Here is a 26877-nt window from a genome sequence, read left to right as displayed (position 1 = left end):
GGGAGTCAACCATGATGAACATGAAAAAACTCAGCACGATCGGCGTAATGTTTCTTACCATTGCATTAATTTTGGCAGCATGTGGAACAAAGAGCAGCACGCCTGGTAAACCAAGCGAATCTCCATCGAACTCCGGTACAGAGATGAATGTTCTCTACTATGTAAACAGCACACTTGGCGACAAGAGTTTCTTCGATTCAGCGCAAGCGGGTATAGATAGAGCGGTCAAGGAACTCGGAATTAAAGCCAAGACGGTTGAAGGCGGCGCTAATTCCGCGGACTGGGCATCGGGTTTGGAAGCAGTAGTGGCTAGCAAAAAGTATGACGTTGTTGTCGTTGGGACGAGCCAAATGATTGATGTAACGAAGGATTTGGCAGAACGCTACCCAGATATTAAATTTATCTTCTTCGATGATTTAATTGAAGGCGTTCCGAATGTCTACTCGATGCTTTACTCTCAAAGTGAAGGCTCCTTCCTCGCTGGGGCGTTCGCGGCATTGGTAACCACCAGCACAGAATTAAAAGGCGCAAATCCGGATAAAGTCATTGGATTCGTAGGCGGCATGGACATTCCGATTATTAATGATTTTAAATCGGGCTATGAGCAAGGTGCAGCGTACGTGGACAAAGACGTGAAGGTTGTCACTTCTTATGTAGGAGATTTCGTTAACGCTCCAAAGGGCAAAGAATTGGCATTAGCGCAAATCGATTCGCAAAAAGCGGATATCGTATTCGGTGTAGCATCCGCAGCAGGTCTCGGTACGTTGGAAGGCGCTAACGAAAAAGGCGTCTACTCAATTGGTGTTGACGCTAACCAAAATCCGCTTTACCCGGGAAGCGTACTGACTTCCATGCTGAAAAACGTTGACCAATCGGTCTTCCGCGCTTTGGAAATGCTGTCCAAAGGCGATTTGCCTCTCGGTAAGGGCGAAGTGCTGGGCATCAAGGAAGGTGGCGTCGGTATAGCTAAGGACGAGCTCTATGAGAAATATGTGCCGCAAGCCATTAGAGATAAGATGACAGAGATTGAAGACAAGCTTGCTAAAGGCGAGATCACTGTAAAATCTTCGTTATAAGAGAAGTTGAAGGAGGGGGAAGGTTAACCTCATCCCTCCTTCATTTCACGAGGGCCCTGAATACGAGTGAAGTCATTTTTTGGCTGGGGGAATAGCGATGCCGATTTTACTAGAGATGAAGGATATTCATAAAGTGTATCCTAACGGAACTGCCGCTAACAGGGGCGTTCATTTGACCGTGCATGAAGGAGAAATACACGCGCTTGTGGGAGAGAATGGAGCCGGCAAGTCGACCTTGATGAAAATTTTGTTCGGCCTGGAATCTCCTACGAGCGGAACAATTGAATACAAGGGGCAACCGATCAACTTTCACGGGCCTAGGGATGCCATTCAGCAAGGCATGGGCATGGTGCATCAGCATTTCATGTTGTCGCCATCCTTGACGGTGTCGGAAAATATCGTGCTTGGCAACGAGCCGAAGAGGGGCCCGTTTTCGATCTTTCGTGATCGAGCGAGGGAATATCGAGAAGTCGAACAATTGGTTGCGACATATGGCTTGCAGGTAAACTTGCAGGCAAAGGTCGAGACGATTCCGGTTGGGCAGAAGCAACGAGTGGAGATACTGAAAGTGCTGTATCAGGGCGCGAAGTTGATCATTCTGGACGAGCCGACAGCAGTGTTGACTCCGCAAGAGACGGACGAGCTGTTCGATTCAATCCAAGCGCTCATTACCGAAGGCCACACCATTATTTTCATCACGCATAAGCTGCGCGAGGTCATGCGCATTTCCAATCGAATTACTGTGCTGCGGGCCGGCAAATCGATTGCAACTTTGCAGACGAAGGACACGAACCAGGAAGAGATTTCTCGTCTGATGGTTGGGCGTGAAGTTCTCTTCCGTGTGAATAAAGTACCAGCCGAGCCTAAGGATGTAGTACTGGCTGTCCGTAATCTTGAAGCGTTGGATGACAAGGGGACTAAGGCGTTGAATGGTATTTCCTTTGATATTCGCAGTGGCGAAGTGCTTGGCATTGCAGGTGTGGAAGGCAATGGCCAAACCGAGCTTGTGGAAGCGATTACGGGGCTTCGCAAAGCGACTGCAGGCCATATCCGCTATCAGGGCAAAGAGCTGCTCGAAGCGAGTGTCGCAGAGATTCGCAAGATGAAAGTGGGGATTATTCCCGAAGATCGGCAAACCTCAGGAGCCAGCTTGACCTCTACGATTGCGGAAAACTTGATGCTTGACCACTATCGGAATCCTGAGTTTAAACGGGGGATTTTTCTAAATAAGAAGAAAATCAAGCAGTTTACTCAAATCATGATGCAAACGTATGACGTACGTGCGCAAAACGAAGAAATTATGGCAGGCGCACTATCGGGAGGCAATCTTCAAAAGGTCGTCGTAGCTCGCGAGCTGTCGAAAAATCCAAAGCTGCTCATCGCCTCTCAGCCGACACGTGGGGTCGATATTGGAGCCATTGAGTTTCTCCATAGGGAATTTATTAAGCGTAGGGACGGTGGCGCAGCGGTTATGGTGGTCTCGGCCGAGTTGTCGGAAGTTATGGCGTTGAGCGACCGAATTGCCGTACTCTACAATGGCGAAATCGTTGCGCTTCTGGACAACACTCCTGATCTGACGGAACAAGAAATCGGCTATTACATGCTAGGCATCAAGAAACAGGAACAGGAGGAGGTAAGATGAAACCGTCCAAAATGTTGGTGCTGGAAGTTAGCGGAATTCTGATGGCGGTTGTAACTGCGCTGCTGTGCGGCTTTGTCGTTATTTTTCTAACCAGCAGCGAACCCTTTACGGCCATTAGTGCTCTGTTCCTTGACCCGTTATCCAGTTGGTTTAATGTTGGAACGATACTAAACAAAGCTGTCCCCTTGATTTTAACGGGTCTCGCTGTTTCGGTCGTACTCCAAACAGGCGTATTCAGTATGGGTGCCGAGGGCCAATTGTACATGGGCAGCTTTCTAGGAGCACTCACCGCGGTGTACTTGCCAGGCTTAAGTCCATGGATTCATCTGCCGCTGGTATTGTTAGCCGCGCTCATCGGGGGAGCTATTTTTGGGGCGATTCCTGGGATACTGAAAGCCTACATGAACGCTAACGAGATCGTCACGACATTGATGCTTAATTTTGTGGCTATTTTGCTAACCTCCTATTTTGTAAATAATCAGTTTAAGGCTCAGGGCGGCGGCTATGCGAAAATGGAAAATATTAATAAGGACATTTTGCTCGCCAAGATTATTCCCGGAACGAGCGCCCATGCCGGCATTCTGATCGCACTGGCGGCTGTTGTCATTGTATATTTGCTTCTTTACAAAACCTCGCTCGGTTACGAACTGCGGTTGGTCGGGAAGAATGGACATTTTGCCCGGTATGGCGGTATCGCAACGCGTAGAATTATAGTCATCAGCGTTATGATTAGCGGTGCGCTGGCCGCGCTGGCGGGAATCGTGGAAATACTGGGGATTCAAGGGACCTTCAAACAAAACTTCTCTGCGGGTCTTGGTTTTGATGGCATCATTATTGCATTGCTCGCTCGCAATCATCCAGTGGGTGTGCTCATCGCCGGATTATTCTATGCGTATATTCAAGTGGGAGCTCAGACGATGCAATATGGGAGCGATATGCCCAGAGAGGTTGCGGTCATTATTCAAGTCATGCTCGTGCTGCTCGTGACGGCACAGGCGATTTTTACCTTTCTTAAACAAAGGTGTGCCAAAAACGAGCAAAAGGCGGTGAAATAAGATGGTGTGGCAAACCATTTGGAGCCAGATTATAGATCTATCGCTGATTGCTGTGCTGCTGCGTGTAATGACGCCGATCCTATTGGCTGCTTTGGGCGGACTTATCTCGGATATCGGCGGTGCCATCAACATCGGCCTTGAAGGACTAATGCTGATGTCGGCGTTTACTTCAATCGCGGTGGGATCCACCACAGGAAACTGGGCGCTTGGCGTGCTGGCGGGAGTAGGGGTATCTGTACTCATCAGCTACGGAATGGGATTCTTCTCGCTCAAGATGAAGGTAGATATCATCATAACAGGATTCGCAGTCAATATCTTCGGCTCGGGCTTTACCATTTTCCTGATGAGTAAGATTTTCGGTGTGACCGGGAACTATTCCCCAAGCAAGGCTGCGCCGATACCGACCGTGCATATCCCGTTTATTGAAGACGTACCCCTGCTGGGCAAGCTGCTCAGCGGGCACAATCTCATGGTTTGGATCGCCATTTTATCCGTTGTATTCTGTATGGTTCTGATCTATCGGACACCTTACGGTGTTCATCTCCGTTCTGTTGGCGAAGCGCCTCAAGCTGCACAGTCGCTAGGTATTCCAGTTACGCGGATTCAATATTCCGCGCTGGCATGGAGCGGTGTTTTCGCTGGACTAGCGGGTGCCTTCATGTCTAATGGACTTACCAATATGTTCGTAAAGGATATGACCGGAGGTGCCGGTTTCCTTGCTCTAGCTGTTGTACTGCTTGGTAACCGCAACCCGATCGGTATTTTATTTGGCTCGCTGATCTTCGGTCTCGCTAGTGCGCTGGCGACGATTGTGCAGACCGTTCCGGATGCGCCGATCCCAAGCCAATTCATTCAGATGGTTCCCTATGTTGTAACGATTGCCGCACTCGTATTTTTCGCTGTTCGACAGAAGAGGAAACTCGCTACTATAACCTAAAGGGGACAAGATACGATGGGTAAGGCAGAGGTTAAAAAGATTATCATTGATTGCGACCCAGGACATGACGACGCTATTGCGATATTGCTTGCAGGAGCGGATCCGAGAGTGGATTTGATAGGTATAACAACGGTAGCGGGCAATGCGGAAGTCGATAAAACGACCGTTAATGCGTTAAAAGTATGTGAAATCGCAGGGCTGATGGACACGCCTGTTGCTAAAGGAGCGTCACTGCCGCTTGTGCGCAAGCGGGAGACTGCAGCTGATATCCATGGAGATAGCGGAATGGATGGTCCATTGCTTCCGATGCCAACAAAGGCAATAGCAGATGAGCATGCAGTCGACTTCATCATTCGAGAGCTGCTAGCTTCGGACGGAGACATTACACTCGTTCCAACTGGTCCGTTGACGAACATAGCTATGGCGATGCGCAAAGAACCTGCGATCATTCCAAAAATCCGTGAAATTGTCCTAATGGGCGGAGGCACATTAGGGAATTGGACACCTGCGGCGGAATTCAACATTTTCGTAGACGCCGAGGCGGCCAAGGTCGTCTTCGAGAGCGGTGTGCCGCTGACGATGTTCGGGCTTGATTTGACGCATAAGGCGCAAGCAACACCCGAAATTCAGGAGCGGATCAAACGGATCAACCATTCGGTATCGGATTTTGTGGTGGAGCTGTTGCAATTTTTCATGCAAACGTACAAGGAAGTGTTCGGTTTTGAGGGCGCACCGATCCATGATGCATGCTGTGTTGCATATTGTATCGATCCATCTATATTTACCTACCGCAAGCTGCATGTGGACATCGAGACAAAAGGCGAATACAGCTATGGAATGACGGTAATCGATATGCTCGGCGTAACGGGCAAGGAACCGAATGTGAACGTGGCGTTAGATCTCGATCAGGACAAGTTTTGGGAATTGATGATTGAGACTTTGACGAAATATTCCAAAGCGACCTAGTTGCTTAACAGCGAGGTGAACTGCTTGAAACCAATTATTCTGGATGTGGATACGGGTATTGATGATATGATGGCGATCGCTTATGCTGCTCATTCTCCAGAGGTGAAGCTGATCGGAGTGACGACGTTATTCGGAAATGTAACCGTAGAGGAAGCGACCCGCAACTCCCTCTATGTGCTTGAACTGCTGGGACGCGAGGATGTGCCGGTGTACGCTGGCGCGGAGGAGCCATTGTCCGGGAATAAGGATGCGTACGCCAAGCATGTGCATGGCGAAGACGGCTTAGGCGGCGCGATGCGCGATGCTCTTCCTAAAGGTCAAGCTGCATCGCTTACTGCTCCGCAATTTATGGTGGAACAGGCGAGAAGCATGCCCGGTCAATTAACGATCATTTCCGTTGGTCCAATGACCAATCTGGCGAAGGCTATTCGTTCAGATCCCGAATTCGTGCGGGTGGTCGGTCAAGTGATCATCATGGGGGGAGCTGTCACAGTACCGGGGAACGTTACACCGTATGCGGAAGCCAATATTCATAGCGACCCGGAAGCCGCTGAGTTTGTGTTCGGTTCGGGGCTGCCGATTAAGCTGGTCGGGCTAGACGTAACGATGAAGACGCTGCTGCCTCGTACCCGATTGCAGGAGTGGCGTGATCAGGGCAGCAAGCTGTCTCATTTCCTGGCGGACGCGACAGATTTTTATATCGATGCATACGAAACGTTCAGCCCCGGCATCGGCGGCTGTGCTCTGCACGATCCACTAGCGGTAGGCATCGTCATTGACCCAACGTTTTGCCGGACAGAATCGCTGCCGGTGAGAGTTGATACGGAGGGGATGCATACTGTTGGTCGAACCTATGCCGACCGCAACGCCCTGCCGAACGAGCGTCCAAGTATAGAGGTTTGTCTTGAGGTGGACGCGGATCGATTCCTTGCCCATTTTCTGAGTCGGGTAGTGTAGGCTCGTTTAGATACAGGCAGCTTCACTATTGGTCAGGTGCTTGCACAACAATGCGCATAAGAGTTCGGCAATGACGGGGAGATACTATTGATTAAGTGAACTTTTCCTGAGATTGAAGCTACTTTCGCGAATTACATTAACGGGGAGGAATTACGATATGAAAGCATGGGAGAAAGCATACCAATTGATGCAAAACGCGGATCCGGTCATACTGGACGAGGAAGAACAGACTTGGCTGGCCATGACCCAGGTGGAACAATTTTATGATATGACCTTGAAGCTATTCTGGCATAGCAATGTTCCAGGCTCTGGAGCACCGGAGATACTGGCTGTTGCGGCTGTGCAGTCGATGCATAATATGGGCTATCAGACGGATCATCTCCTTCATCTGCTTGAGGAGGGAACAGCGGCCTACGAGAAAAATGACATGCCAGAGCTTCAGCGGATAACCGCGCGGCTGATGAACGAGCTGTCTCGTTTACCTAAGAACGAAGAATCCCAGTATTGGCGTTATCAGGCTTATGAGACATGGGAAGAGTACGAGGCGAAAGCAAAATTTCCAGTCTATGAGCCGTACAATGTACATGCGGAACAATTCGCATCGCGTATATACGCAGGATGGGTAGCTCAGATCGTCGGCGGTGCCCTCGGGACTGCGATCGAAGGTTATACGTCCCAGAAGCTGCTGGAGAAGTTCGGGGAAATTCGTGGTTATGTGCGTAAGCCGAACACGTATAACGATGACATTACGTTCGAAATCGCTTTCTTGAACGCGTTCGATAAATTTGGATATGAGGTTTCGTCTGTGACGATCGCCGAGGAATGGGTGGCGCTTGTGCCGAGCGGCTGGTCGGCCGAAGATATCGCCCTGAAAAATATCCGGAGCGGAATCTATCCACCGGAGAGTGGCTATTTGAACAATCCGTTCCAGGAATGGATCGGCGCTCAGATGCGCGGCGCGATCTGCGGGATGGTTGCTCCCGGCAACCCCATGGAAGCGGCAAAGCTAGCCTGGAAGGATGCGGTCGTATCGCATGCGAACAACGGAGTGCTGGGAGAAATTTTCAACGCGGTATTCGTATCGCTCGCTTTCGTTGAAAAGGATATTCGGAAAATCGTTGAATTGTCTGTAGACGCAATTCCGACGGATAGCGAATATTACGAAATCGTATCGACAGCCGTTCAGTGGTGCCGTCAGCATAATGACTGGCGTGAAACCTGGAAGTTGTGCGAGGAAAGATTCAAAGAATACAACTGGATTCACGCTTACCCGAACGCGATGGCGGAAGTGGTGGCGCTATGGTATGGCAATGGCGATTTCGATGAGACGCTGCATATCATTGCAATGGCTGGACAAGACGTCGATTGTAATGCAGCGCAAATCGTCACGGCGCTGGGCATTATGAATGGACTTTCCTCCATCGACAGCAAATGGACCGATCCGATCGGAGACGTGCTTGACACGTATTTGCGCGAGATGAAAAAAATGAAGATTACCGAGCTGTCCGAGTGGACGGTATCGGCCGTGCGGAAGCATCAAATCCAGTAATATACGAGCAGCGATCACAGGTTATTTCTGTGGTGGCTGCTTATTTTTTATCAGAAAATAGTCTGTTGGCGTTTGAAGCGCCACTCGCGAACTGCACACTTTCAGGTGCTGGAAATTGAGTTGTCGACGCAGTCGGAATCCCGCGAACAGAAATACATATGGCGTTGTGTCAAGACGAGCCCATGCTGCTTATACTGTCATTACGAAGTAGGCATTCGTCTAGCCGCAAGGCTCCAAGGCAAGCGCAGGGGCTGCGATGACGGCTGGAGAGGAGGCGTTCGGCATGGCGGAATGGAGTGCGGTGGCAGCAGCGGCAGCATTCGTCGTTTTAGTGGCGGGATTGTTGATTGGACTTCGCATGATGCTGCGCAGGCTTGGGCAAGCGCAAGCGTCTGTGGAAGCGATGCAAGCCGATCTGCACCGGCTATCGATGGAAATTGGAGCGGTGCTTCAGCCGGTGGAGCAGACGGCCAGGGGCGTGCAGCAGAGTCTGGAAGCGGCAGGGGGACTAGTGCAGGCGGTTCGTCAAGTAAGCGGCACGGTCGAGAGAACGTCATCGGCTGTCGAGCACGTCGCGACCACCTTGTCCTCCTCAGCTGTCAAGCACGCAGAGCGCATTGCGGCAAGCCGCCATCTGAATGAGGCGGCACAGTGGGCGGAGCTTGGGCTGACGGCCTGGCAGTTGTGGCAATCGAGAAGCAAAACGGATACCCATCACGATTCTCGCCCGAATGGCTGAATCAACAAGCCGAGACGAAGGGTACTCTAATGACGAAGGGAGCGATTATCGATGTCAACACGTAAAGATACTAAAGGATTTTTGCTGGGTGCGATAGCTGGAGGAGTTATCGGTTCCATTACAGCTTTGCTATTCGCGCCGAAAGCAGGCAAGGAGCTGCGTCAGAATATTTCCATAGGAGCCCAGAAGGTAGGGGACTCGACAATTAAGGCAGCGAATAAAGTTGGCGAGACGACGGGCCGTATTGTGCGGGAAATTGGGGATCAGGCATCCTCGATTGCCGGTAATGTCGTAAGCAGTGTAAAAGGCTTGCGCAAGTCCTCGGATGCCTCAGAAATTGCGACGATTTCGGGGGTCTCTACTGAGTTCTCGTCCGAGGAATTTGTGGAAGAAGCGTGTGATGTTTCTGCAGAAGCGGTGGAGGAAGAAGCATCTTCCGATCAACTGTAAGACGATGGAGGCACATAACGAAGAGCCGGCGCGGGCGGCAAGCGCTCGGCTCTTTGTCTTGCTCAGAGCTTCTTGAACCTTGTCCATATTTGCGTTAAGATGTAGGTACGTTTTCGATGCCGAAATCATATGCTATTCTGTCTCGGAGTCGGATACCATCATCTTGTTTAAGAAAGCGGTGTGTTTGTGCAGCAACCGATAGCGATACTAGATTCTGGCGTGGGCGGCCTTACGGTTGTTAAGGAAGTGATGCGCCAATTGCCGCGCGAGAAGATCATTTATTTCGGAGATACGGCGCGTACCCCGTATGGTCCGAGAACCCCTGAAGAAGTGACACGTTTTACTAGAGAAATCGTCGATTATTTGATACAGTTTCATCCGAAAATGATTGTCATTGCCTGCAACACCGCTACAGCGGTGGCGCTCGCTGACATTCGCTCCAGAGTCGCTATTCCGGTCGTAGGCGTTATTAATCCTGGTGCCCGGGCTGCTGTCGGGAGAACCAAAACGGGCTGCGTAGGCGTCATTGGCACGGAAGGCACGATCAAGAGCGGTGCCTACGAGCAAGCGCTGCGGGAGCTGTCGCCTCATGTGCAGGTCGTCAGCGAGGCATGTCCGAAGTTCGTACCGTTGGTTGAGCAGGGCAACTTCCGTTCGATCGAGACGTATGACGTGGTGCGGGATTCCATTTCCCATATGCGCACCTATCCGATCGATACACTCATTCTGGGATGTACGCATTATCCGTTCCTGACGGATACGATCTCCGAAGTGATGGGTGGCGAAGTGAATCTGATCAGCTCCGCTGACGAGACGGCGAGAGAGATCAGTACGATTCTGCAAGACAAGCGCAAGCTAGCCAGGAACGATCAGGTGCCTGTGCATCAGTTTTTCTGCAGCGGAGATCCCGGAATGTTCAAGCTGATTGCGCAGCAATGGCTCGGCGAACAGATTGAGCTGACGCCGGTCGTCTGGCAAATTCCGAATATCGTATAAACCTATCTACGCAGCGCCCATAAAGAAACAGGCAGTCGTCTCCGGAAGGAGACGGCTTTTTCTTTGGCACGATTCATTGATAGGACAGGCTTCCTTGCGCATAGGATGAAATAAACGAATCCTGGCGAGGGCGGAGGGAAGATAAGCTCGTGAATGCAGATTACGGCTTCGACGATATGATGCGCGAGATTCAAGACTTGAAGGCCATTAATCCGTTTGTGGGTGTACACCAATATGGACAAAGCGTATTTGGCCGCCCGCTTGTGGCATTATGCTGCGGACGCGGCTCGCGACTGGTGCATGTGAATGCGTCCTGCCATGCGAATGAATGGATTACATCTGCATTGCTGATGCGATTCATGACGGAACTGTCCGGCGCTTATACAGCGGGACAGCGTCTAGGCGGAGAAGATATTGGAGTGTTGCTTGATACGGTGACGTTATGGGCGGCGCCGATGGTGAACCCGGACGGGGTAGAACTCGTTCAGGGGAGATTTCCCCATTCCCATCCGCATTATCGGACACTGCTGGCGTGGAATGGAGGAGTGGAGGACTTCAGCGGCTGGAAAGCGAACATCCGCGGCGTAGATTTGAATGATCAATTCCCTGCTTTCTGGGAAGAGGAGTGCAAGCGCAGGAATGTGGTGTCTCCGGCCCCTCGTGATTACCCGGGTGCTCATCCGCTCTGCGAACCCGAGGCAGGGGCATTGGCGGAGCTGACGGATCGTCTTGGATTTCATGCCGTTGTATCGCTTCATACCCAAGGCAAAGAAATATATTGGAATTACCGGGACTTCGAGCCGCCTCATGCCGAGAATCTGGCGGATCGGCTAGGAGCGGCGAGCGGTTATGCGCCCATCAAGCTGAGCGGCAGCGATGCGGGCTACAAGGACTGGTTCATACACCGTTACCGCCGTCCGGGCTTTACGGTAGAGGCTGGCTACGGGGAGAATCCGCTCCCGGTGAGCGCCTTCGATACGATCTACGCGGAGCTTCGGCCGCTGCTGCTGGAATCACTGAGGCTGTAGAGGGCAAGGATGCAACAATTGGGTCGTTCCATGAGATGGAAAAGTGTGATGGGACGGCCCGTCAGGAGAAAAGGGGAAGGATATAAGATAAGGCTGTAAAATCGGGATTCTCAGGGGTGAACGAGTATATGCGCAAGCTGCTTTCGCTGAAGCATTGGCAGAGAACCTTTGCCCTTATTTTCCGATTGCTGAAATCGAGGGATGTGCTCATTCGGGACAAGCTGCTGTTCCTTGTGCCCGTCATTGTCTATTGGATTGTGCCGGATGTGCTGCCGCTTATTCCGATTGACGATATTGCATTTACGATGATTGTTGCGGAATGGTTTGCCCGGAGAATGGGGACGAAGTATAATATAGATTAATGGATAAAGAACTTGTTGCCGAGCAGGCAACTTTGAGGGAGCTGGGTAAGCATGAAATGCAAAATTTCCCGCAATGCGGCGAAAATGATAAAACTTGAGCTGGACAAAGAAGAAAATGAAGGCAAGCTGCTACGCGTCTATGTAACACACGCGCATGGCGACCACGCGCATTACGGTATGGGCATCGACGCGCCAACGGATAAGGACGTCGTAGTATCGACGGATAAGGATATCGATGTGATTCTGGAGAAGGATAATGATTTTCTCGATGGGATCCGCATAGACTACTTCTACGTGCCGGAAGAGGGCTTCGCGATTACGAATCCAGCCAAAGGCAATCACGGAGATCATTAAGCACCGCTTTGCAGGCGATGGGGAATGGGACGATAAATCATAATGGCTACCAATGACATTAAAGTATGTGAAAAGTGCAAGCATATGAAGATGAAGACTACGCTCGCCAAGCTGGAGAAGCTTGCTCCACAGGCGGAGATCAGCCAAGTCACTTGTAAATCCTATTGCGGGCCTTGCGCCCGCTATGCCTTCGTGTTCATTAACGGACGGTATGTGAAGGGTACAACAGAGGATGAAGCCATCGAGAAGGCGCTGACCTATTTGAAGTCATAATGTTTATTCCATACAACAAACCAACGATGAACCCAACAACTTAGACGCTGTTGGGTTTTTTATTGATCGCAATGAACAGGGAAGGAGCATAGGATGGATATTAAGACACCGCAGCTGCTGTATCATGGGACGACAGGCTCTACCGTAGAGTCATTCCGCAGCAAGCTGCTTCAATCGGCCTACTGGCGGCCGGGCAAAGACTTCGGGGAAGGCTTCTATACGACGATATCCATCGGGCAGGCACGAAGATGGGCGCATAAGATGGCCAAGGAAGCATGGGATGGAGGCAAGCCTTGCGTGCTGGTCGTGGAGTTGTCCAGCATCCCTGCCGATATCGAGCCGCTGTTATTTCTGTCGGATTCCCCTGCTTGGGCATCATTCGTCTATAGCCACAGAAAGCAGAATGCGAAAGGCGAAGATCCGTGCGCCGTACATCCAGACATCATTATTGGTCCGATGGCGGACAATGACACTGGAAAAATCGTACATAAAGGCGTACAATTAAAGAAAGATGATCATTGGTTCTATGATCAGATCACCCGCTCCCAAAAGGGGCGCAAGCTTGACGCCTTGAAGCTGGGCAATCAGGTCGTATTCGGTTCCGAGCGGTGGGAGTCACATCTGGTCTTATTGGGTTATTATATATATACGAGAGGAAGGTGGCTGTATGGCGACGCCAGGGACGAGAGTGAGATTAAGCGCGTATGAGCGGGGCATAGCCGAGGCACTGGTGCGAGGGTGGAATTACGAGCCATTGGCCGCCCGCGAGTTGGTAGTTGAATACATCAAAGTTATTCGCAGATTAGGCGGATATGAGTCGTGCACCCATTATGCGGCGCTAATCGATCGGGCCAAGCGCGCCGGACATACGCCTTCCATGTGGATACAACGCATCGTAGACATCGAGCAAGGCGAAGCGATGGACCGCGGCATCGGAGAAGAGCAGAGCCGCCATTACTTGCAGAGCAAGTAGAAGCAGCTCGTGGCAGCCAGTGAGCGGTGCGGACATAAGGGAAGACAAGGGGACATGCGGCAGCTTTCTACACGTCCCGCTTGTCTTTTTTTGTGGAGAGGACAAGCAAGGAAAACATCGTGATCGGGAGGCTTCAGGGTGAAAAAGGGTTATCTTACAGGCAGACGGTTTTATTACACCGGATTTATTATGGCTATCTGCAGCTTGATTGCAGCAGAATTGATATGGATCCCCGCACCGCTAAGAACGGGAGGGGGCGTACTGTGGATTGAAATGATCAACTGGCTTTATTATGTTCTCGCCCTTATTCCGTTTAGCTGGGCACTGGGAGCGGGCCGGATGCTCCTCCTATCCCCACGGCTTATCATTCGCAGTCTCAGAATCGCTATTATCGTGTTCAATCTGGTGCTGGCGGGATTGCTTATCGCGCAAACCTCGATCCTTACAATGCTGGTCATACTGGTCGCAGCAGCAGCGCTGGTCATTACGGATCTGCTTGTCAGCGGCAGCATAGTTCGAGGCCGTGTTCCTTGGAGAACGGTCGTCTCAATAGCCGTTATGGCAGCAACGCTTAGCCTGCTGCTGATTCCGACAAGGTATAGTGTCACCTATCCCGGTATGACGCTGAACATGAACCGCTATGCGCATGTCCAAGGAGGAGCCGAAGGCGGTGACATTCAGGGCGTGCTTGTATTCGACCGCCCTGCTGTATTGGCAGACAGGCTGTACGGATGGCTGTTCCCTCAATATGACTTCCTGCCGATTCCGGAAGATGAGCCCCCGTTGCTTGAGACTTATGCGCAAGTTGCTGCTATGAAAACAGATGCCAATCGGGTAGCGGCGGCGATTGCGATGCAGAAGGCCGGCATTGGCAAAGGAATCGTTCCGGATGGTGTGCGAATTGTAGCTATCGTAAAGGACAGTCCTGCAGATGGCGTGCTGAATGCGGGAGATATTATAGATGTTGTAAATGGACAAGAAGTGCGCGAGGTCGAGAAAATGATCGCCTATATGACGGAAGCCGTGAAGCCAGGCGATGAAGTAAGTCTAACCATTAGGAGAGCAGGAGCCCCTGTCACCGTCACCGTTCATACAGTTCCATCGAATCAAGACGCAACGCGTGCGGTATTCGGCGTATCAGTACAGACGGAGCCGAAGCTCGATACGCCGAGATCAATTGCTTTCCATGAGTATATGGCGCATGTCGGCGGACCTTCGCATGGCGCGATGCTTACGCTTGCCTTTATCGATCAGTTGGTTGAAGGAGGCGTCACGGGAGGTATTCGGGTAGCAGGGACAGGTACAATTGAGCCGGACGGGTCGGTCGGCATGGTCGGCGGCATTCCCCAGAAGGCCTATGCGGTAAGCCGAACGGATGCCGACGTGTTTTTTGTCCCCAAGGCGGGTGAGCAAGCAGCCAGAAGCGCCGCGCCTGAGCTGAGGATTGTTGCGGTGGACAACATAGATGAAGTGCTGGAATGGCTGAAGGAGCATAAAAATGAAGCTCCAGGAAAATGATCACCTTATGAGGGATGGTTTAAAAAGTCGTCTATTGATCACGAAGCATGTCCAAGATGCCATTCGTCATCGAATTTAGGTGAAGGAGGCGGCCCGCCGTTTTGTCGAATTCCTCTCCTCGGAGGAAGCGCCGGGCATGATTCGGGATAAGACCGTGAGTATTTCAGCGCGTAAGGATTCTGCCAGCCGCTCCATAGATGGTGTACTCAGGCTTCCGTCCAGGTACGCTATGTTCAGGGAGTGGCAGCCATCCTTCGTCTATCACAGCGATCTAGGCATACCGATGAAGGATCTCAGGAAGATTACCAAATGGCTGAAGGAATACGGGTCGAATATGATCGACGCCTCCGAGCTCAGTGGCAAACTGCAGGAGCTGGGAGCGGGTAATCGGAAAAGCGGACAGCCCTCCAGCATGTCCGAACGCTAACTCAGTCATAGAACCGCCCAAGTGCAGAGGCTTGAGCGGTTTTTTTGCTTGCGAGTAGATGGAGGACATTTGATGAACGGCAGCGAATTATCATGTAGCCGCAAAGCCGACTATCTATCTTGTTTGGTTGGCCGGCAATCAGTGGACAGCATGAACAGGGGAGATGGACAGGATGGCGATAAACGTGAAACTAGTATTGGATGCAAAAGCTTTATTAGGCGAAGGTCCTCATTGGGATGAGGAGTCAAAGCAATTATATTTTGTAGATATTGAAGGAAAATCGGTGCATGTATATCATACAGTCACGAATGGCCATGAGATTCACCGCTTCGAGAAGCGTGTCAGCTCTGTCGTTCCGTCGAAGGATGGATCGCTCATAGTGACGCTGGACGATGGGATATACAGGTATCATCCTCATTCCGGGGAGCTGGAAGTGATTGCGCATATCGAAGCGGATATGCCGGACAACCGATTTAATGATGCCAAGTGCGATTCTGCGGGAAGGCTATGGGCGGGGACGATGGGCACAGGCAACGCCAAGGATCAAGGCAGCCTATATAGGTTGGAGCGAGACGGCGAGCCTGTGCGTGTCGTAACTGGCGTAGGCTGCTCGAATGGCCTCGCTTGGGATGAGAGCAAGAATTGCATGTATTATATCGATACTCCCAAGCTGGCTGTGGACCGGTTCCACTATGATAGCGGAACCGGCGAAATCAGCGGACGAGAAACGATAATAGAATGGCCGTCGAAGGAAGGGTATCCCGACGGCATGACGATAGACAGCGAAGGCATGCTCTGGATTGCGCATTGGGGCGGCGGCAAAGTATCGCGCTTTGATCCCGATACCGGCAAACGGCTGGCGGAGATTGAAGTGCCTGCGCTTTATGTCACATCATGCGTATTTGGCGGCGAACGCCTTGATGAATTATATATTACGACGGCGAGAGTCACCCTGTCGGAAGATGAGCATACCTTATATCCCCATGCGGGCGGTGTATTTATGACGAAGCCGGGCGTGACGGGGACGCCTTCCCGACGATTCGTGCCTTAACAACAAGAAGGTACTGGTTATGTGCTTGAGGGACAAGTGGCCATCATTACAGGCTCCGGCTCTGGCATGGGGAGAAGCTCGGCGCTGCTCTTCGCTTCGGAAGGAGCGGCTGTCGTCATTGCGGATATGGCTCGCCTAAGGGGGCAGCAAGCTGCGGATGAAATCAAGGCATCGGGCGGTAAGGCGGTCCATGTGACATGCGATGTGATGGAACAAGAGGCCGCCAATGAATAAGGCTTCATCATTAAGGCGCAATGACAACCTCACAACCATGAATCCAGGAATATTCAAGATAGATAGCCGTTACTCTATCAGACTCGTTTACAAACAACCATACCGTAAAAGAAAAGGAGAGGGTACAGCGATGAAACTGATGACTTTTATGAAGGATGGGGTATACAGGACAGGCATAAAAACAGAAGAGGGAGTCCTTGATCTGGCAGCAGCCGTGCAGAACAGCGCTTCTGGTGAGTCGCTTCCGACCACCGTCAGAGAAGTGATTGCAGGCGGGGAGAGCGCCCGTGAAACAGTGGAGGCGTTCATCGCCCAATTGAAAATAGACAGCCCGGAGCAATACCGCGCTAATCTGAATCACGAAGAAGAGCTCTCCATCGGCCCATGCGTCACCGATCCCGAGAAGCTGATCTGCATTGGGCTTAACTATCGGAAGCATGCGGAGGAGTCCAACATGCCAATCCCGGCATACCCGATTCTGTTCAATAAGTTCAACAACACGCTGAACGGGCATGGCAGCGTCGTTCCGCTGCCGAGGACGTCGAACGAAGTGGATTACGAAGCGGAGCTTGGTATTGTCATCGGCCGTACGGCGAAGTATGTCAGCGAAGAGGAAGCGCTGGATTACGTATTCGGCTATTGTACGGCGAATGATCTATCGGCACGTGATTTGCAAAGGCGCACCAGCCAGTGGCTGGCGGGCAAATCCTGCGACGGCTTCTCGCCGATCGGTCCTTACCTTGTATCCGCGGACGAAGTGGGCGATCCTAATGCGCTTGCGATTAGCTGCACAGTGAACGGCGAGCTTCGCCAAAACTCCAATACATCGGATATGATCTTTAACTGCAAGCAAATCATCAGCTACGTTTCCCATTGCATGACGCTCAAGCCAGGAGACATTATTCTGACAGGAACGCCGGAGGGCGTGGTGCTGGGCTACCCGCCTGAGAAGCGTGTCTACTTGAAGGATGGAGATATCGTCACCGTATCCATTGACAAGCTGGGCGCGCTTACGAATCACATGGTCAGCGAATAGGGGGACCTGGCGATGATCTTCGACGGTCACACCCATCTGTTCTGACCCGGCATGTGCAGCAGCCCTACTGAAGCGGTAATTAAGCGCGCATGGGGACCGGATATGGAAAAGGAGCCCTCGTTCCACTTTTACAGTGGTATGGAGAGCTCCTTTTATTATTTAACGAGTTCATGCATTTGGACTTAACCTGTTGAAGAGTGTCGTATCAACTGGCTGTTTTTCCGACTGCTTCAACTGCGCCGTTGTTCTTGAACGTACGAAGCAGGTTGCCCATAACGATCCGGTCTGACATGGTCAGCTCGGCATCGGCCCAATCCGTCATAGGCATACAAGCGTCCGAAGCAAGCAGCTCTCCAGTGTCTACGGCGTAACACTTGCCATTCGCGGACAAGCCGTCTGCTGAAGGGATGTAGTAACGGTGTCCATCCGTCCATGATCCGTTCCGCTGCGTCACTAATCGGGTTTCCTCTCGCTGCTCCGTGAGCAAAGGCGCGCCCAGCCACTTCGGCTCAGAGGTAGACAGTCCCAGCAAGTACATAATAGTCGGTGTCATATCCAGTTGACCGCTTGCTTTGTTATACGTTCCCGCATGAGCGCCATCGGGAAGGTGAATGAGCATAGGTACACTTTTTATGACTTGCTCCCGTTCCGCTGCATTAGTGGTATCCTTCATAAATCTTGGGTACAGGTCCCAATTCTGAATGGAATTATCGTGGTCCCCATAAAGAACGAATATCGTGTTGTCCCACAGTCCCTCAGCCTTCATACGGTCAATTAATTCGCCAAGCGCAGCATCCGCATAATGGATGACCTGCAAATAATCGCCCATGATGGTATCGGTCAGTTCCTCCGTATCCAACAGCTTCTCCGCCGCCGGAAGCTTGTACGGATGATGGCTGGTAAGCGAAATAAGGAAGGAATGGAATGGCTGAGGCAAGCTCGCGATAACGTCCATCGATTGACGGTAAAACGATTTGTCGCCAAGGGACCAGCCAAGCCGCTCATCCAGCTCGTAATGCTTCATGCTGTAGAACTGATCGTATTTCATATTCTTGTACATGACATTGCGATTCCAGAAGCCGCCTTGATAAGGATGAAACACATTGGTGCTATAACCTTCGCTCTTTAATTGTGTAGGCAGACATCCAAATTCATGTGAAGCATACTGGATGAAGACAGAACCGCTTTTCATTGGCTGCAAGGAGCAATTCACAGCGAAGTCGGCGTCGGATGTACGTCCTTGGGCCGTCTGATGGTAAAATGTCGAGAAATAGGCGCTCTCCTTCAGTAACTGATTCAGGACAGGCGTTATTTCTTTCCCGCCGATGGATTGACCGAGCATAAAGGTTTGCAGCGACTCCACTTGAACCATAAGCACGTTACTGCCCTCGTAAGCTCCGAACAACGCGTCGGTACGCTCAAGCTCGGATCTGGCTGCGGCGCGATTCTCCATAAAGCGTTGCGTGTCTGAACGATGCTCGGCCGATACAGGCTCCACATCAAGCCAATTAATTTTGGCATAACGGTAGATGTCGTAGCCATGGAAGCCAAGCGCGCCAGCAACGTTGTAGATCGATAGATTCCACCAGTTTTTCTCGAACAAACCTTTGGCCCATGTGTCTGTCGCATGGTTCAAGTTCGTGAAAAATAGCGAGAAGCCCAGCATAAAAGCAGCAATGGTGCAGCCGATGCGAATGGAAATTTTCCGCAAGCGAACGGTCCCAGTGTTGGAAGCTGCTTTCGCTTTCAGATCCGCGCGGCCTCTCCACAACACATATACGGCGTAGGGAATGATAATTACAGCATCCCAGAGCAGCCGGAAATCCTCCAGCTTCATCAACGTGTGGATGCTCCCGCCAAGCGATTCCACTTGTCCTAATTGCATCAGTACAGGTACCGTTATTAAATCCTGGAAGTAGCGATAGTAGATGACGTCGGCATATAGAATAAACGAAAGGATCAAGTTGAGTGCGATCAAAGCAATCAATCTTCCGCGTGTAGGCAGAAGCAGCGTCCAGAAGGACGCAAGCAGAATCGCGCCAGTCTCGATAATCGCGTCTGTTTTCGTCATATCCATATAGGCGACAGATAACAACTTATTGAACCAATAGAGTTTAAGCAGCATTGCGGCAGCAAAAAAGATGAAGTCCAGCGCTACCGAACGGTCAAGAATGCGCAAAGAGAGCCCAAGCGCACGGCGAAACCATGATGGATTGACTATTGGCCCAGAGCTTTCGGCCGGCAAATGATTCATTAACGCTTCTCCCTAGGAGGCAGCGGTCCAAAGAACTGGTAGTAGTCGGTTTGAATACGACCATTGAACAGCTTGCGTTTCTTATCTGCGGGACGACCCATATAGTGTTCGACCTGTTCAGACGGACTGATGGCAAAGACGGACCATGTCGGATAATGAAGCGTCATTAATCCGAATTGGCGCAGCGCTGCCTCCGCTTCAATGTCGTCGCCGAGTCTCTCTCCATAAGGCGGGTTCGTAATGATTACACCGTAATCACCGACAGGCTTCGCCTTGGAGACAGGAAGAACACTTACTTTAATGTCTTTTGCAAAACCGGCGCGTTTAATTGCGGTCTCCGATATTTCAATGGAGCGCGGATCGATGTCAGAACCGGTAATTTGCAAAGGGATGTCGTCCTTGACCGCATCGAACGCTTCTTCACGTGCTGCGCTCCAAAGCTCTGCCGGAATCCGATCCCATTGCTCGCTGTTGAAGCTGCGACGCAAGCCGGGCGCGATATTCCAGCCAATCATAGCTGCTTCCACCAAGAAGGTGCCCGATCCGCAAAACGGATCGTAGAACGGGCGTTCCGGGCGCCAGCGACTTAGCAGAATGAGTGCCGCCGCCATCGATTCACGAATCGGAGCTTCGTTGGATACGAGGCGGTATCCGCGCTTATGTAGGCCTGCGCCGGAGGTATCGAGCGTCAGCAAGGCTTCGTCATTGAGTAAGGACACCTCGATGACATATCTGGCGCCGTTTTCATCGAACCAATCCGTGCCGTAGCGTTCTTTCATTTTTTCGACAGCTGCTTTTTTGACGATTTTCTGGCATGCAGGCACGCTGGATAGCTGAGACTTGTGGGAACGTCCTTCAACCGGGAATTCTCCGTTTTCCGGAATCCAGTCCGGCCAGTTGAGCGCCTTAGTTCCTTCGAAAAGCTCGTCGAATGTCGTTGCTTTAAATGTACCCATATTAATTAGAATCCGGCCAGCGGTACGAAGCCATAGATTCGTTCTGCATATGTCCTGGGGTCCACCCTTGAAATTGACGCGGCCATTCTCCACTTGAAGGTCATGATAGCCGAGTTCTCTTAATTCTCTGGCGACGACAGCTTCAAGCCCCATCGGTGATGTGGCGATTAATTGTAGTTGTTCCATCTTGCACTCTCATTTCCATAACGTTAATAATGGTTCATTTCTTGCTACGTTTCCTATAAAAACATACAATTAAGTATAGGTCAAACAGCTACGCTTTTACAAATCAAACATACGGGGAGAATAAAGCAATGTCGAATGATGAGCAATATGTGGATTCATTATATAGAAAAGATGAGCAATTGGAGCGTGTGAAGGAAGGGATCGCCCGGCACGGAATGCCGGACATCTCAGTATCAGACGGATATGGAAGACTGCTGACCATGCTGGTCGGCATGTCCGGAGCAAAAGACATATTGGAGATTGGAGCTTTGGGCGGATATAGCGGAGTTTGTCTGGCGAGAGGGCTGAGGGAAGGGGGGACGCTGCTCTCACTAGAGCTTCTGCCTCATTATGCGGATGTTGCCCGCACTCATCTCGAAGAAGCGGGTTACGGCAATCAGGTAGACTATCGGATCGGCGATGCAAAAGCAAGCTTGGCTCAGCTTAAGGAAGAGGGCCGAACGTTTGACTTTTTCTTTATCGACGCGGATAAAGAAGGTTATCCGATCTATCTCGACTATGCTATCGCGCTGGCTAGACCCGGGGCTGTCATCGTAGCTGACAATATATTGCTGCGCGGCAGGACGACAAATATGGATAAACAAGGACCTGCCGTTCAAGCTGTACGAGGCTTCAATGAGCAAGTGGCAACCGATCCGAGATTGGAGAGCACGATCCTTCCCGGTTACGACGGTCTCGCGATTGCAAGAGTTATAGGATAGAAGAAGGCTGCAATTGGCATAATTCCGTATAAAACAAAAGCAGTCCAGTGATCATGGATGATCGTTGGACTGCTTTTTGTTGAGGCGATTTGGAGACAGAACAGCAGCAGTTATCAAAAGTTCTACAACTGGTATTATGACGCTGTTCCACGTCCTGCTGAACGTTTGCTCAGCAATGAGAACCATACCCAAACACCGTTAAGCAGCATCAGGACGGCTGACATGACGAACAGTCCCTGAATGCCGATGTAGCCGGAGAGTGCGCCGCCGGTGATGGGACCAATCATGTTGCCAAGGCTCATCGTGCTGCTGTTGAAGCTGTATGCCCGGCTCTCCATACCGTCAGGCGTATAGACGCGAATGAGTGAATTGACGGCTGGAATAAGTCCGCCCAGAAACAATCCCAGTCCGAATCTTGCCAGCAGCAGCATAAATACAGAATCGGCCAGCGCTTGCGGGATGAAGGCGAGTGCCGCGCCAATGAGCGAGACGGCAAGTATTTTCTCCGCTCCAATACGGTCGCTCAGCTTGCCGAGGAGCGGCGAGGCGATCATGTTCGAGATTCCGGTCACCGACCCGACGAATCCCGCGAGGAACGCAATATTCTCCAGCGAGCCATGCAACTCCTGCACGAATAGGGGAATCAGCGTCATGGGGCTCATCATCGCAAATTGAATGAGGAACGTGACACCGTACAGCGACATGAGCTGTGGTATGCGGCTGATTCGCTTCAGTCCGTCTAGGACGGATGCTTGGACACGGGTTGCAGCTTTTGCCAAATCGAAGGATTCTTTTACGATGAATAGCGCCAATAAGGAAGCCGCAAACAGAAGCGCTCCCGTAATATAGAAGATTGGCCGGTAGCCCACCGCATCAGCCAGGAGTCCGCCCATTAACGGCCCCAGAATCGTGCCTGCCATCGCGCCGGATTGGATGGTGCCCATGGCAAATCCCATCCGTTCCTTCGGCGTCGTTGCCGAAATAAGCGAGATGGAGGCGGGGTTGAACCCGGATATCGTGCCATTAAGCATACGCAGCAGCAGAAGATGCCAGGGACTTGTTGCGAATCCCATCATGACCATGACAATCGCCATGCCGAACCCTGAGCGGAGCAGCATCATTTTGCGGCCGTAACGGTCGGCGAGCTTGCCCCAGATCGGCTGAAAAATAAACGCGGTTACAAAGTTGCCTGCAAAGATAAAGCCTGCCCATACCCCGATTTCATGTGGATCGGAGAGGCCAAGCTCGAATTGCAAATAGAGAGTAAGGAACGGAATAATCATCGTCATACCGCCCATGACGAGAAACTGTCCGAACCAAAGCACAATCAAATTCTTTTTCCACTGTTCCATAGCGTTAGTATATCATAATCGTTCTGTTCTAATCGTTGCGTAGTTGCGAGACGTAGCTTGCTGAATTGAGATGGATTGGGTTTACATATTGACCAGCAGGCATAATAGGATCGCCTGGGCTAGAAGAATGATATTTCAAGCCATCTTCATGCAACTTTCCTCCGATTGTCATACTATTGTCATAGGAAGCAAAGCTACAGCGGTTGTTAGGGTACGGGAAAAAGGGCATAATGAGAAGCAGAAGAAACTACATAGAAATGGGGAACGGGAATGTCTTATAACGACCGTTTCATTCGGGCAAGCCGGAAGGAACTTGTAGATCGCGTACCAGTATGGTACATGAGGCAAGCAGGGAGATATGATCCCGACTATCGTAAAATTAAAGAGAAGTATTCATTGCTTGAAATATGCAAGCAGCCTGAGCTGGCTGCCGAAGTAACGCTCATGCCGATTCGCAAGCTCGGCGTTGATGCGGCTATTCTTTATTCGGATATTATGAATCCGGTTGCGTCTATCGGCATAGATTTCGATATCGTAGCGAACATTGGTCCTGTAATACATAATCCGATTCGTTCTGCCGCCGACGTAGAACGTCTGAAACCGATTGATGTAGAGGGCGATCTGGGTCATGTGCTGGAGACGATCCGCATTTTGGACCGCGAATTGGAGGTTCCTCTTATTACGTTTGCGGGTGCGCCATTTACGATTGCAAGTTATCTGATCGAGGGACGCCCGTCGAAAAACTATCTTCGCACAAAAGAGCTCATGTATAGCGAGCCGGCCGTATGGCATTCGCTTATGCAAAAGCTTGGTGATATGGTCATTGCTTATTTGCGTGCCCATGTGGCTAACGGCGGCAAAGCATTTCAATTGTTCGACAGTTGGGTAGGCGCCCTGTCGCCTGCGGATTTCCGCAAGTTTGTCCTGCCTACGATTGAACGTATCTTTAGCGAGCTTAGCGACTTGCAGCAGCCGAAAATCTATTTCCCTGGCGTAAGCTCGGGCGAACTGTTGCCGGAGCTTCGTAACGTACAGGCGGACGTGATCGGTCTCGATTGGCGTGTATCGATCGAAGAAGGACGTCGCAGGTTGAATCATCAATATGCCGTGCAAGGTAATCTCGACCCTACGATTTTGACTGCGCCTATGAGCGTTATTGAGTCTTATGCGGCTGAAATCATCGATCAAGGTATTCAGGAGCCTGGCTTTATATTCAATCTGGGCCATGGATTGTTCCCGGAAGCGTCGCTGGAGAAGCTGGCTGAATTAACGGCGTTTATCCACTCGTATTCCGAAAAAGCGATTGCGGCTCAGAACAAAGGGGAGGCCCGCCATGTCTAGCAGCGAACACAAAATCGGCGTTCTTGTCATGTCGTACGGCACGCCGGAATCGATGGACGATGTTGAAGCGTACTACACGCATATTCGTCGCGGACATCCGCCCACGGAGGAGCAATTGAAGGAGCTTACAGATCGTTACGAGGCAATTGTCGGAGGCGTATTCCCGCTCCGCGAAAATACGAACGGTCAGGTCGCTGGCTTGCAGGACAAGCTGGATTCTACCGCGCCGGGACAATATGTTTGTTATCAAGGGTTGAAGCATGCCCGTCCCTATATCGAAGATGGCGTAGAAGAGATGGCCAAGGACGGTATTCGTCGTGCTGTCGGCATCGTGTTAGCTCCACATTTTTCGACCATGAGCGTAGGAAGCTACATCAAGAGAGCGAAGGAAAAAGCGGACGAGCTTGGCATCGAGATGTCCTTTGTCGAGCAGTATCACTTGCATCCGAAGCTGATCAAAGCGTTGACCGAGCGTGTGGCAAACGGATTGGCTGTTCTGGCGAAGTCAGCAGGCGCCGATGCCAAGACGAAGGTACTGTTCAGCGCACACAGCTTGCCGGAGAAGATCAGAGAGCTGGGCGATCCGTACGAGAAGCAATTGCTGGAGACATCCGCCGCTGTTGCTGAAGCTGCGGGGGTACAGGATTGGCAGTTCACATGGCAAAGCGCCGGCCGTACTCGCGATCCGTGGCTTGGACCCGATATCCTGGAGACGCTGGATACGATCGCAGGTGAAGGCGTGGAAGCGGTGCTCGTAGCGCCTGTCGGCTTCGTATCGGATCATCTTGAAGTGTTGTACGATCTGGATATTGAAGCGAAGGCGGAGGCGGAGAAGATCGGCATTAAGCTGGAGCGCATTGCGATGCTGAATCGTGATCCGCTTTATATGGAGACATTAGCGGAGTCGGTGCAAGCCGCTGCGCTTTAGAACGGAAAGGAATGAATAGAATGCGGAGTGCAGAAGCGATTGATCGAATTGTCATTATTGGCGGGGGGATCAGCGGACTGAGCTCCGCTTTTTATTTGCAGCGGGAAGCGGAGCGACAAGGACGGAAGCTTCATCTTACGATCGTAGAAGAAGCTCCAGTCCTTGGAGGGAAAATCAATACGCTGCAACGTGACGGCTTTGTCATCGAGAAGGGACCGGATTCCTTTCTCGCGCGCAAGCATGCCATCATTGATCTGGCGAAGGAGCTTGGTCTGGAGAATGAATTGACCGCGACCAATCCGGCAGCCAAAAAAACATACATTTTGCATAAACGGAAGCTGCACGCCATGCCGCCAGGCTTGGTGCTGGGCATTCCGACAGAAATCGGTCCGTTTATGAAGACCAGTCTGCTGTCGCTGGGCGGCAAACTCAGGGCGGTAATGGACCTGTTCATGCCAGCGAAGCCGGCATCGGGCGACGAGTCGCTGGGCGGTTTTCTGGAAAGACGGGTCGGCACGCAAGTGATGCGGAGAATTGCAGAGCCGCTGCTTGCCGGCATTTATGCGGGGGACTTGAAAAAGTTGAGCTTGAAGGCTACTTTCCCGCAATTCGGCGATTCGGAGCGGAAGCACGGAAGCTTGATTAAAGGGATGATGCATAACCGGAAGGCTACGATTGCCGCTGCAAAAGGAAAAGCACAAGGTACGACGTTCCTGACGTTCAAGGGGGGATTGTCCACGCTTGTTCGGGCGCTTGATGGAGCGCTTAGCGGAGTGGAGCGCAGACTCGGCGTGAAAGCGACGGAGCTTGCAAAGTCCGGCAGCGGCTATACGGTGACGCTCGCTGATGGAGAGACGCTGGAGGCGGATCGAATTGTCGTGACTGCGCCTGCTTTCGCCGCGGCCAAGCTGTTGGAGCCGCTGGTGGAGTGTATGGAACTAAGTGATATTCGCTATGTGTCGGTAGCCAACGTCGTAATGGCTTTTGACAAAAAGACATTTGGACTCGACTTTGACGGCTCCGGCTTTGTTGTTCCACGATCGGAAGGGCTTCATATTACAGCCTGCACATGGACCTCGAGCAAGTGGCTGCACACCAGTCCGGATGACAAGGTGCTGCTGCGCTGTTATGTCGGACATTCCGAGGATCAGGAAAGCGTCAAGCTGCCGGATGACCAACTGGTCGCAGCCGTGCGCCAAGACATTCGGGAGACGATGGGCATAACGGCAGAGCCGATATTTGCGGAAATTACGAGGTTGAACCATTCGATGCCGCAATATCCGGTGGGCCATGTCGAAAAAATGCAGTCGCTGCGCAGTCGTTTGAAGATGGAATTGCCCGGCGTATGGGTAACGGGAGCAGCTTTCGACGGTGTAGGCTTGCCCGATTGCATTCGTCAAGGCAAAGAAGCGGCAGCCGAGCTATACAGCGCTTCCAATTAAAAAGCAGGACTTGATGCTCATTTTTTGATAGATT

At 51.5% G+C, this 26877-nt stretch carries 28 protein-coding genes; 25 read left to right on the top strand and 3 right to left on the bottom strand.

Annotation, left to right across the window (positions count from 1 at the left end):
- The first annotated feature begins 11 nt into the window (after positions 1-11).
- The 21 genes from DX130_RS11130 (at position 12) to DX130_RS11030 (ending at position 17623) form a co-directional block, all read left to right on the top strand.
- The gene (locus tag DX130_RS11130; protein WP_116045168.1) at positions 12-1076 is read left to right on the top strand and encodes a BMP family ABC transporter substrate-binding protein; all 1065 of its coding nucleotides are present in this window, start codon (positions 12-14) and stop codon (positions 1074-1076) included.
- A gap of 97 nt (positions 1077-1173) precedes the next feature.
- Entirely contained in the window at positions 1174-2718 is a 1545-nt protein-coding gene (locus DX130_RS11125) for an ABC transporter ATP-binding protein (RefSeq protein WP_116045167.1), read from the top strand.
- On the top strand, positions 2715-3773 hold the full coding sequence (locus DX130_RS11120; protein WP_116045165.1) for an ABC transporter permease: 1059 nt from the start codon (positions 2715-2717) through the stop codon (positions 3771-3773). The genes DX130_RS11125 and DX130_RS11120 overlap by 4 nt, the downstream gene beginning before the upstream one ends.
- A 1-nt stretch (position 3774) precedes the next feature.
- On the top strand, positions 3775-4710 hold the full coding sequence (locus tag DX130_RS11115; protein WP_240644400.1) for an ABC transporter permease: 936 nt from the start codon (positions 3775-3777) through the stop codon (positions 4708-4710).
- A gap of 15 nt (positions 4711-4725) precedes the next feature.
- The gene (locus DX130_RS11110; protein ID WP_116045164.1) at positions 4726-5676 is read left to right on the top strand and encodes a nucleoside hydrolase; all 951 of its coding nucleotides are present in this window, start codon (positions 4726-4728) and stop codon (positions 5674-5676) included.
- A gap of 24 nt (positions 5677-5700) precedes the next feature.
- On the top strand, positions 5701-6633 hold the full coding sequence (locus DX130_RS11105; protein WP_116045162.1) for a nucleoside hydrolase: 933 nt from the start codon (positions 5701-5703) through the stop codon (positions 6631-6633).
- Between the two features lie 157 nt (positions 6634-6790).
- The gene (locus tag DX130_RS11100; protein WP_116045160.1) at positions 6791-8182 is read left to right on the top strand and encodes an ADP-ribosylglycohydrolase family protein; all 1392 of its coding nucleotides are present in this window, start codon (positions 6791-6793) and stop codon (positions 8180-8182) included.
- A 283-nt stretch (positions 8183-8465) separates the two neighbouring features.
- A complete protein-coding gene (locus DX130_RS11095) occupies positions 8466-8921 on the top strand; it encodes a DUF948 domain-containing protein (protein WP_165861224.1) in 456 nt (151 codons plus the stop codon).
- Between the two features lie 51 nt (positions 8922-8972).
- Positions 8973-9371: a YtxH domain-containing protein gene (locus DX130_RS11090; RefSeq protein ID WP_116045156.1), complete on the top strand. Its 399-nt coding sequence runs from the start codon at positions 8973-8975 to the stop codon at positions 9369-9371.
- 186 nt (positions 9372-9557) lie between these two features.
- Positions 9558-10367: a glutamate racemase gene (gene racE / locus DX130_RS11085; RefSeq protein WP_116045155.1), complete on the top strand. Its 810-nt coding sequence runs from the start codon at positions 9558-9560 to the stop codon at positions 10365-10367.
- Positions 10368-10516: 149 nt separating this feature from the next.
- On the top strand, positions 10517-11395 hold the full coding sequence (locus tag DX130_RS11080) for a M14 family metallopeptidase (RefSeq protein ID WP_240644398.1): 879 nt from the start codon (positions 10517-10519) through the stop codon (positions 11393-11395).
- A gap of 116 nt (positions 11396-11511) precedes the next feature.
- On the top strand, positions 11512-11757 hold the full coding sequence (locus DX130_RS11075) for a hypothetical protein (protein ID WP_338068631.1): 246 nt from the start codon (positions 11512-11514) through the stop codon (positions 11755-11757).
- A gap of 51 nt (positions 11758-11808) precedes the next feature.
- A complete protein-coding gene (locus DX130_RS11070) occupies positions 11809-12111 on the top strand; it encodes an iron-sulfur cluster assembly accessory protein (RefSeq protein WP_116045152.1) in 303 nt (100 codons plus the stop codon).
- A 42-nt stretch (positions 12112-12153) separates the two neighbouring features.
- The gene (locus DX130_RS11065; RefSeq protein ID WP_116045151.1) at positions 12154-12384 is read left to right on the top strand and encodes a YuzB family protein; all 231 of its coding nucleotides are present in this window, start codon (positions 12154-12156) and stop codon (positions 12382-12384) included.
- A gap of 93 nt (positions 12385-12477) precedes the next feature.
- Entirely contained in the window at positions 12478-13092 is a 615-nt protein-coding gene (locus tag DX130_RS11060; protein WP_116045149.1) for a DUF3990 domain-containing protein, read from the top strand.
- On the top strand, positions 13052-13357 hold the full coding sequence (locus tag DX130_RS11055) for a hypothetical protein (RefSeq protein ID WP_116045147.1): 306 nt from the start codon (positions 13052-13054) through the stop codon (positions 13355-13357). The genes DX130_RS11060 and DX130_RS11055 overlap by 41 nt, the downstream gene beginning before the upstream one ends.
- A 138-nt stretch (positions 13358-13495) precedes the next feature.
- The gene (locus tag DX130_RS11050) at positions 13496-14875 is read left to right on the top strand and encodes a PDZ domain-containing protein (protein ID WP_116045145.1); all 1380 of its coding nucleotides are present in this window, start codon (positions 13496-13498) and stop codon (positions 14873-14875) included.
- A 136-nt stretch (positions 14876-15011) separates the two neighbouring features.
- Positions 15012-15302, top strand: a complete 291-nt coding sequence (locus tag DX130_RS11045; RefSeq protein WP_116045144.1) for a hypothetical protein — start codon at positions 15012-15014, stop codon at positions 15300-15302.
- Positions 15303-15486: 184 nt separating this feature from the next.
- Positions 15487-16353, top strand: a complete 867-nt coding sequence (locus tag DX130_RS11040) for an SMP-30/gluconolactonase/LRE family protein (RefSeq protein WP_240644396.1) — start codon at positions 15487-15489, stop codon at positions 16351-16353.
- A gap of 21 nt (positions 16354-16374) precedes the next feature.
- Positions 16375-16587: an SDR family NAD(P)-dependent oxidoreductase gene (locus DX130_RS11035; RefSeq protein ID WP_116045141.1), complete on the top strand. Its 213-nt coding sequence runs from the start codon at positions 16375-16377 to the stop codon at positions 16585-16587.
- Positions 16588-16717: 130 nt separating this feature from the next.
- A complete protein-coding gene (locus tag DX130_RS11030; RefSeq protein ID WP_116045139.1) occupies positions 16718-17623 on the top strand; it encodes a fumarylacetoacetate hydrolase family protein in 906 nt (301 codons plus the stop codon).
- A 205-nt stretch (positions 17624-17828) separates the two neighbouring features.
- Here DX130_RS11030 and DX130_RS11025 read toward each other — a convergent pair whose 3' ends face one another.
- Together DX130_RS11025 and DX130_RS11020 are read right to left on the bottom strand one after the other, a co-directional pair.
- Positions 17829-19877: an LTA synthase family protein gene (locus tag DX130_RS11025; RefSeq protein ID WP_116045138.1), complete on the bottom strand. Its 2049-nt coding sequence runs from the start codon at positions 19875-19877 to the stop codon at positions 17829-17831.
- Positions 19877-21019 (bottom strand): THUMP domain-containing class I SAM-dependent RNA methyltransferase, encoded by a 1143-nt coding sequence (locus DX130_RS11020; protein ID WP_116045136.1) that lies wholly within the window; start codon positions 21017-21019, stop codon positions 19877-19879. Before DX130_RS11020 ends, DX130_RS11025 begins: the two co-directional genes overlap by 1 nt.
- 128 nt (positions 21020-21147) lie before the next feature.
- Here DX130_RS11020 and DX130_RS11015 point away from each other — a divergent pair, with 128 nt between their 5' ends.
- Positions 21148-21780: an O-methyltransferase gene (locus DX130_RS11015; RefSeq protein WP_116045135.1), complete on the top strand. Its 633-nt coding sequence runs from the start codon at positions 21148-21150 to the stop codon at positions 21778-21780.
- A gap of 134 nt (positions 21781-21914) precedes the next feature.
- On the opposite strand, the gene DX130_RS11010 is transcribed toward DX130_RS11015, so the two are convergent.
- Positions 21915-23132, bottom strand: coding sequence for an MFS transporter (locus tag DX130_RS11010; RefSeq protein WP_116045133.1), 1218 nt, complete (start codon positions 23130-23132; stop codon positions 21915-21917).
- Between the two features lie 270 nt (positions 23133-23402).
- Between DX130_RS11010 and hemE the strand changes: the two genes are divergently transcribed.
- From hemE to hemG, 3 genes are read left to right on the top strand one after another with little or no spacing between them, the layout of a single operon-like run.
- Positions 23403-24473, top strand: a complete 1071-nt coding sequence (hemE, locus tag DX130_RS11005; protein ID WP_116045131.1) for a uroporphyrinogen decarboxylase — start codon at positions 23403-23405, stop codon at positions 24471-24473.
- Positions 24466-25401 carry a ferrochelatase gene (gene hemH / locus DX130_RS11000; protein ID WP_116045129.1) on the top strand — a complete coding sequence of 312 codons (936 nt, stop codon included), beginning with the start codon at positions 24466-24468 and terminating at the stop codon, positions 25399-25401. The genes hemE and hemH overlap by 8 nt, the downstream gene beginning before the upstream one ends.
- Before the next feature lie 20 nt (positions 25402-25421).
- Entirely contained in the window at positions 25422-26843 is a 1422-nt protein-coding gene (hemG, locus tag DX130_RS10995) for a protoporphyrinogen oxidase (protein ID WP_116045128.1), read from the top strand.
- Positions 26844-26877: the final 34 nt, after the last annotated feature.

The sequence above is a fragment of the Paenibacillus paeoniae genome (genome assembly GCF_003388735.1).
Classification (GTDB): domain Bacteria; phylum Bacillota; class Bacilli; order Paenibacillales; family Paenibacillaceae; genus Pristimantibacillus; species Pristimantibacillus paeoniae.
Note: the sequence above shows the minus strand (reverse complement) of the source record. Positions and strands in the feature narration are given on the sequence as shown.

Bases quoted from the DNA above. Each gene is read 5' to 3' on its own strand.
- DX130_RS11130 (WP_116045168.1), top strand. From the start codon at position 12: ATGATGAACATGAAAAAACTCAGCACGATCGGCGTAATGTTTCTTACC.
- DX130_RS11125 (WP_116045167.1), top strand. From the start codon at position 1,174: ATGCCGATTTTACTAGAGATGAAGGATATTCATAAAGTGTATCCTAAC.
- DX130_RS11120 (WP_116045165.1), top strand. From the start codon at position 2,715: ATGAAACCGTCCAAAATGTTGGTGCTGGAAGTTAGCGGAATTCTGATG.
- DX130_RS11115 (WP_240644400.1), top strand. From the start codon at position 3,775: ATGGTGTGGCAAACCATTTGGAGCCAGATTATAGATCTATCGCTGATT.
- DX130_RS11110 (WP_116045164.1), top strand. From the start codon at position 4,726: ATGGGTAAGGCAGAGGTTAAAAAGATTATCATTGATTGCGACCCAGGA.
- DX130_RS11100 (WP_116045160.1), top strand. From the start codon at position 6,791: ATGAAAGCATGGGAGAAAGCATACCAATTGATGCAAAACGCGGATCCG.
- DX130_RS11095 (WP_165861224.1), top strand. From the start codon at position 8,466: ATGGCGGAATGGAGTGCGGTGGCAGCAGCGGCAGCATTCGTCGTTTTA.
- DX130_RS11090 (WP_116045156.1), top strand. From the start codon at position 8,973: ATGTCAACACGTAAAGATACTAAAGGATTTTTGCTGGGTGCGATAGCT.
- DX130_RS11070 (WP_116045152.1), top strand. From the start codon at position 11,809: ATGAAATGCAAAATTTCCCGCAATGCGGCGAAAATGATAAAACTTGAG.
- DX130_RS11065 (WP_116045151.1), top strand. From the start codon at position 12,154: ATGGCTACCAATGACATTAAAGTATGTGAAAAGTGCAAGCATATGAAG.
- DX130_RS11060 (WP_116045149.1), top strand. From the start codon at position 12,478: ATGGATATTAAGACACCGCAGCTGCTGTATCATGGGACGACAGGCTCT.
- DX130_RS11055 (WP_116045147.1), top strand. From the start codon at position 13,052: ATGGCGACGCCAGGGACGAGAGTGAGATTAAGCGCGTATGAGCGGGGC.
- DX130_RS11045 (WP_116045144.1), top strand. From the start codon at position 15,012: ATGATTCGGGATAAGACCGTGAGTATTTCAGCGCGTAAGGATTCTGCC.
- DX130_RS11030 (WP_116045139.1), top strand. From the start codon at position 16,718: ATGAAACTGATGACTTTTATGAAGGATGGGGTATACAGGACAGGCATA.
- DX130_RS11025 (WP_116045138.1), bottom strand. From the start codon at position 19,877: ATGAATCATTTGCCGGCCGAAAGCTCTGGGCCAATAGTCAATCCATCA.
- DX130_RS11020 (WP_116045136.1), bottom strand. From the start codon at position 21,019: ATGGAACAACTACAATTAATCGCCACATCACCGATGGGGCTTGAAGCT.
- DX130_RS11015 (WP_116045135.1), top strand. From the start codon at position 21,148: ATGTCGAATGATGAGCAATATGTGGATTCATTATATAGAAAAGATGAG.
- DX130_RS11010 (WP_116045133.1), bottom strand. From the start codon at position 23,132: ATGGAACAGTGGAAAAAGAATTTGATTGTGCTTTGGTTCGGACAGTTT.
- hemE (WP_116045131.1), top strand. From the start codon at position 23,403: ATGTCTTATAACGACCGTTTCATTCGGGCAAGCCGGAAGGAACTTGTA.
- hemH (WP_116045129.1), top strand. From the start codon at position 24,466: ATGTCTAGCAGCGAACACAAAATCGGCGTTCTTGTCATGTCGTACGGC.
- hemG (WP_116045128.1), top strand. From the start codon at position 25,422: ATGCGGAGTGCAGAAGCGATTGATCGAATTGTCATTATTGGCGGGGGG.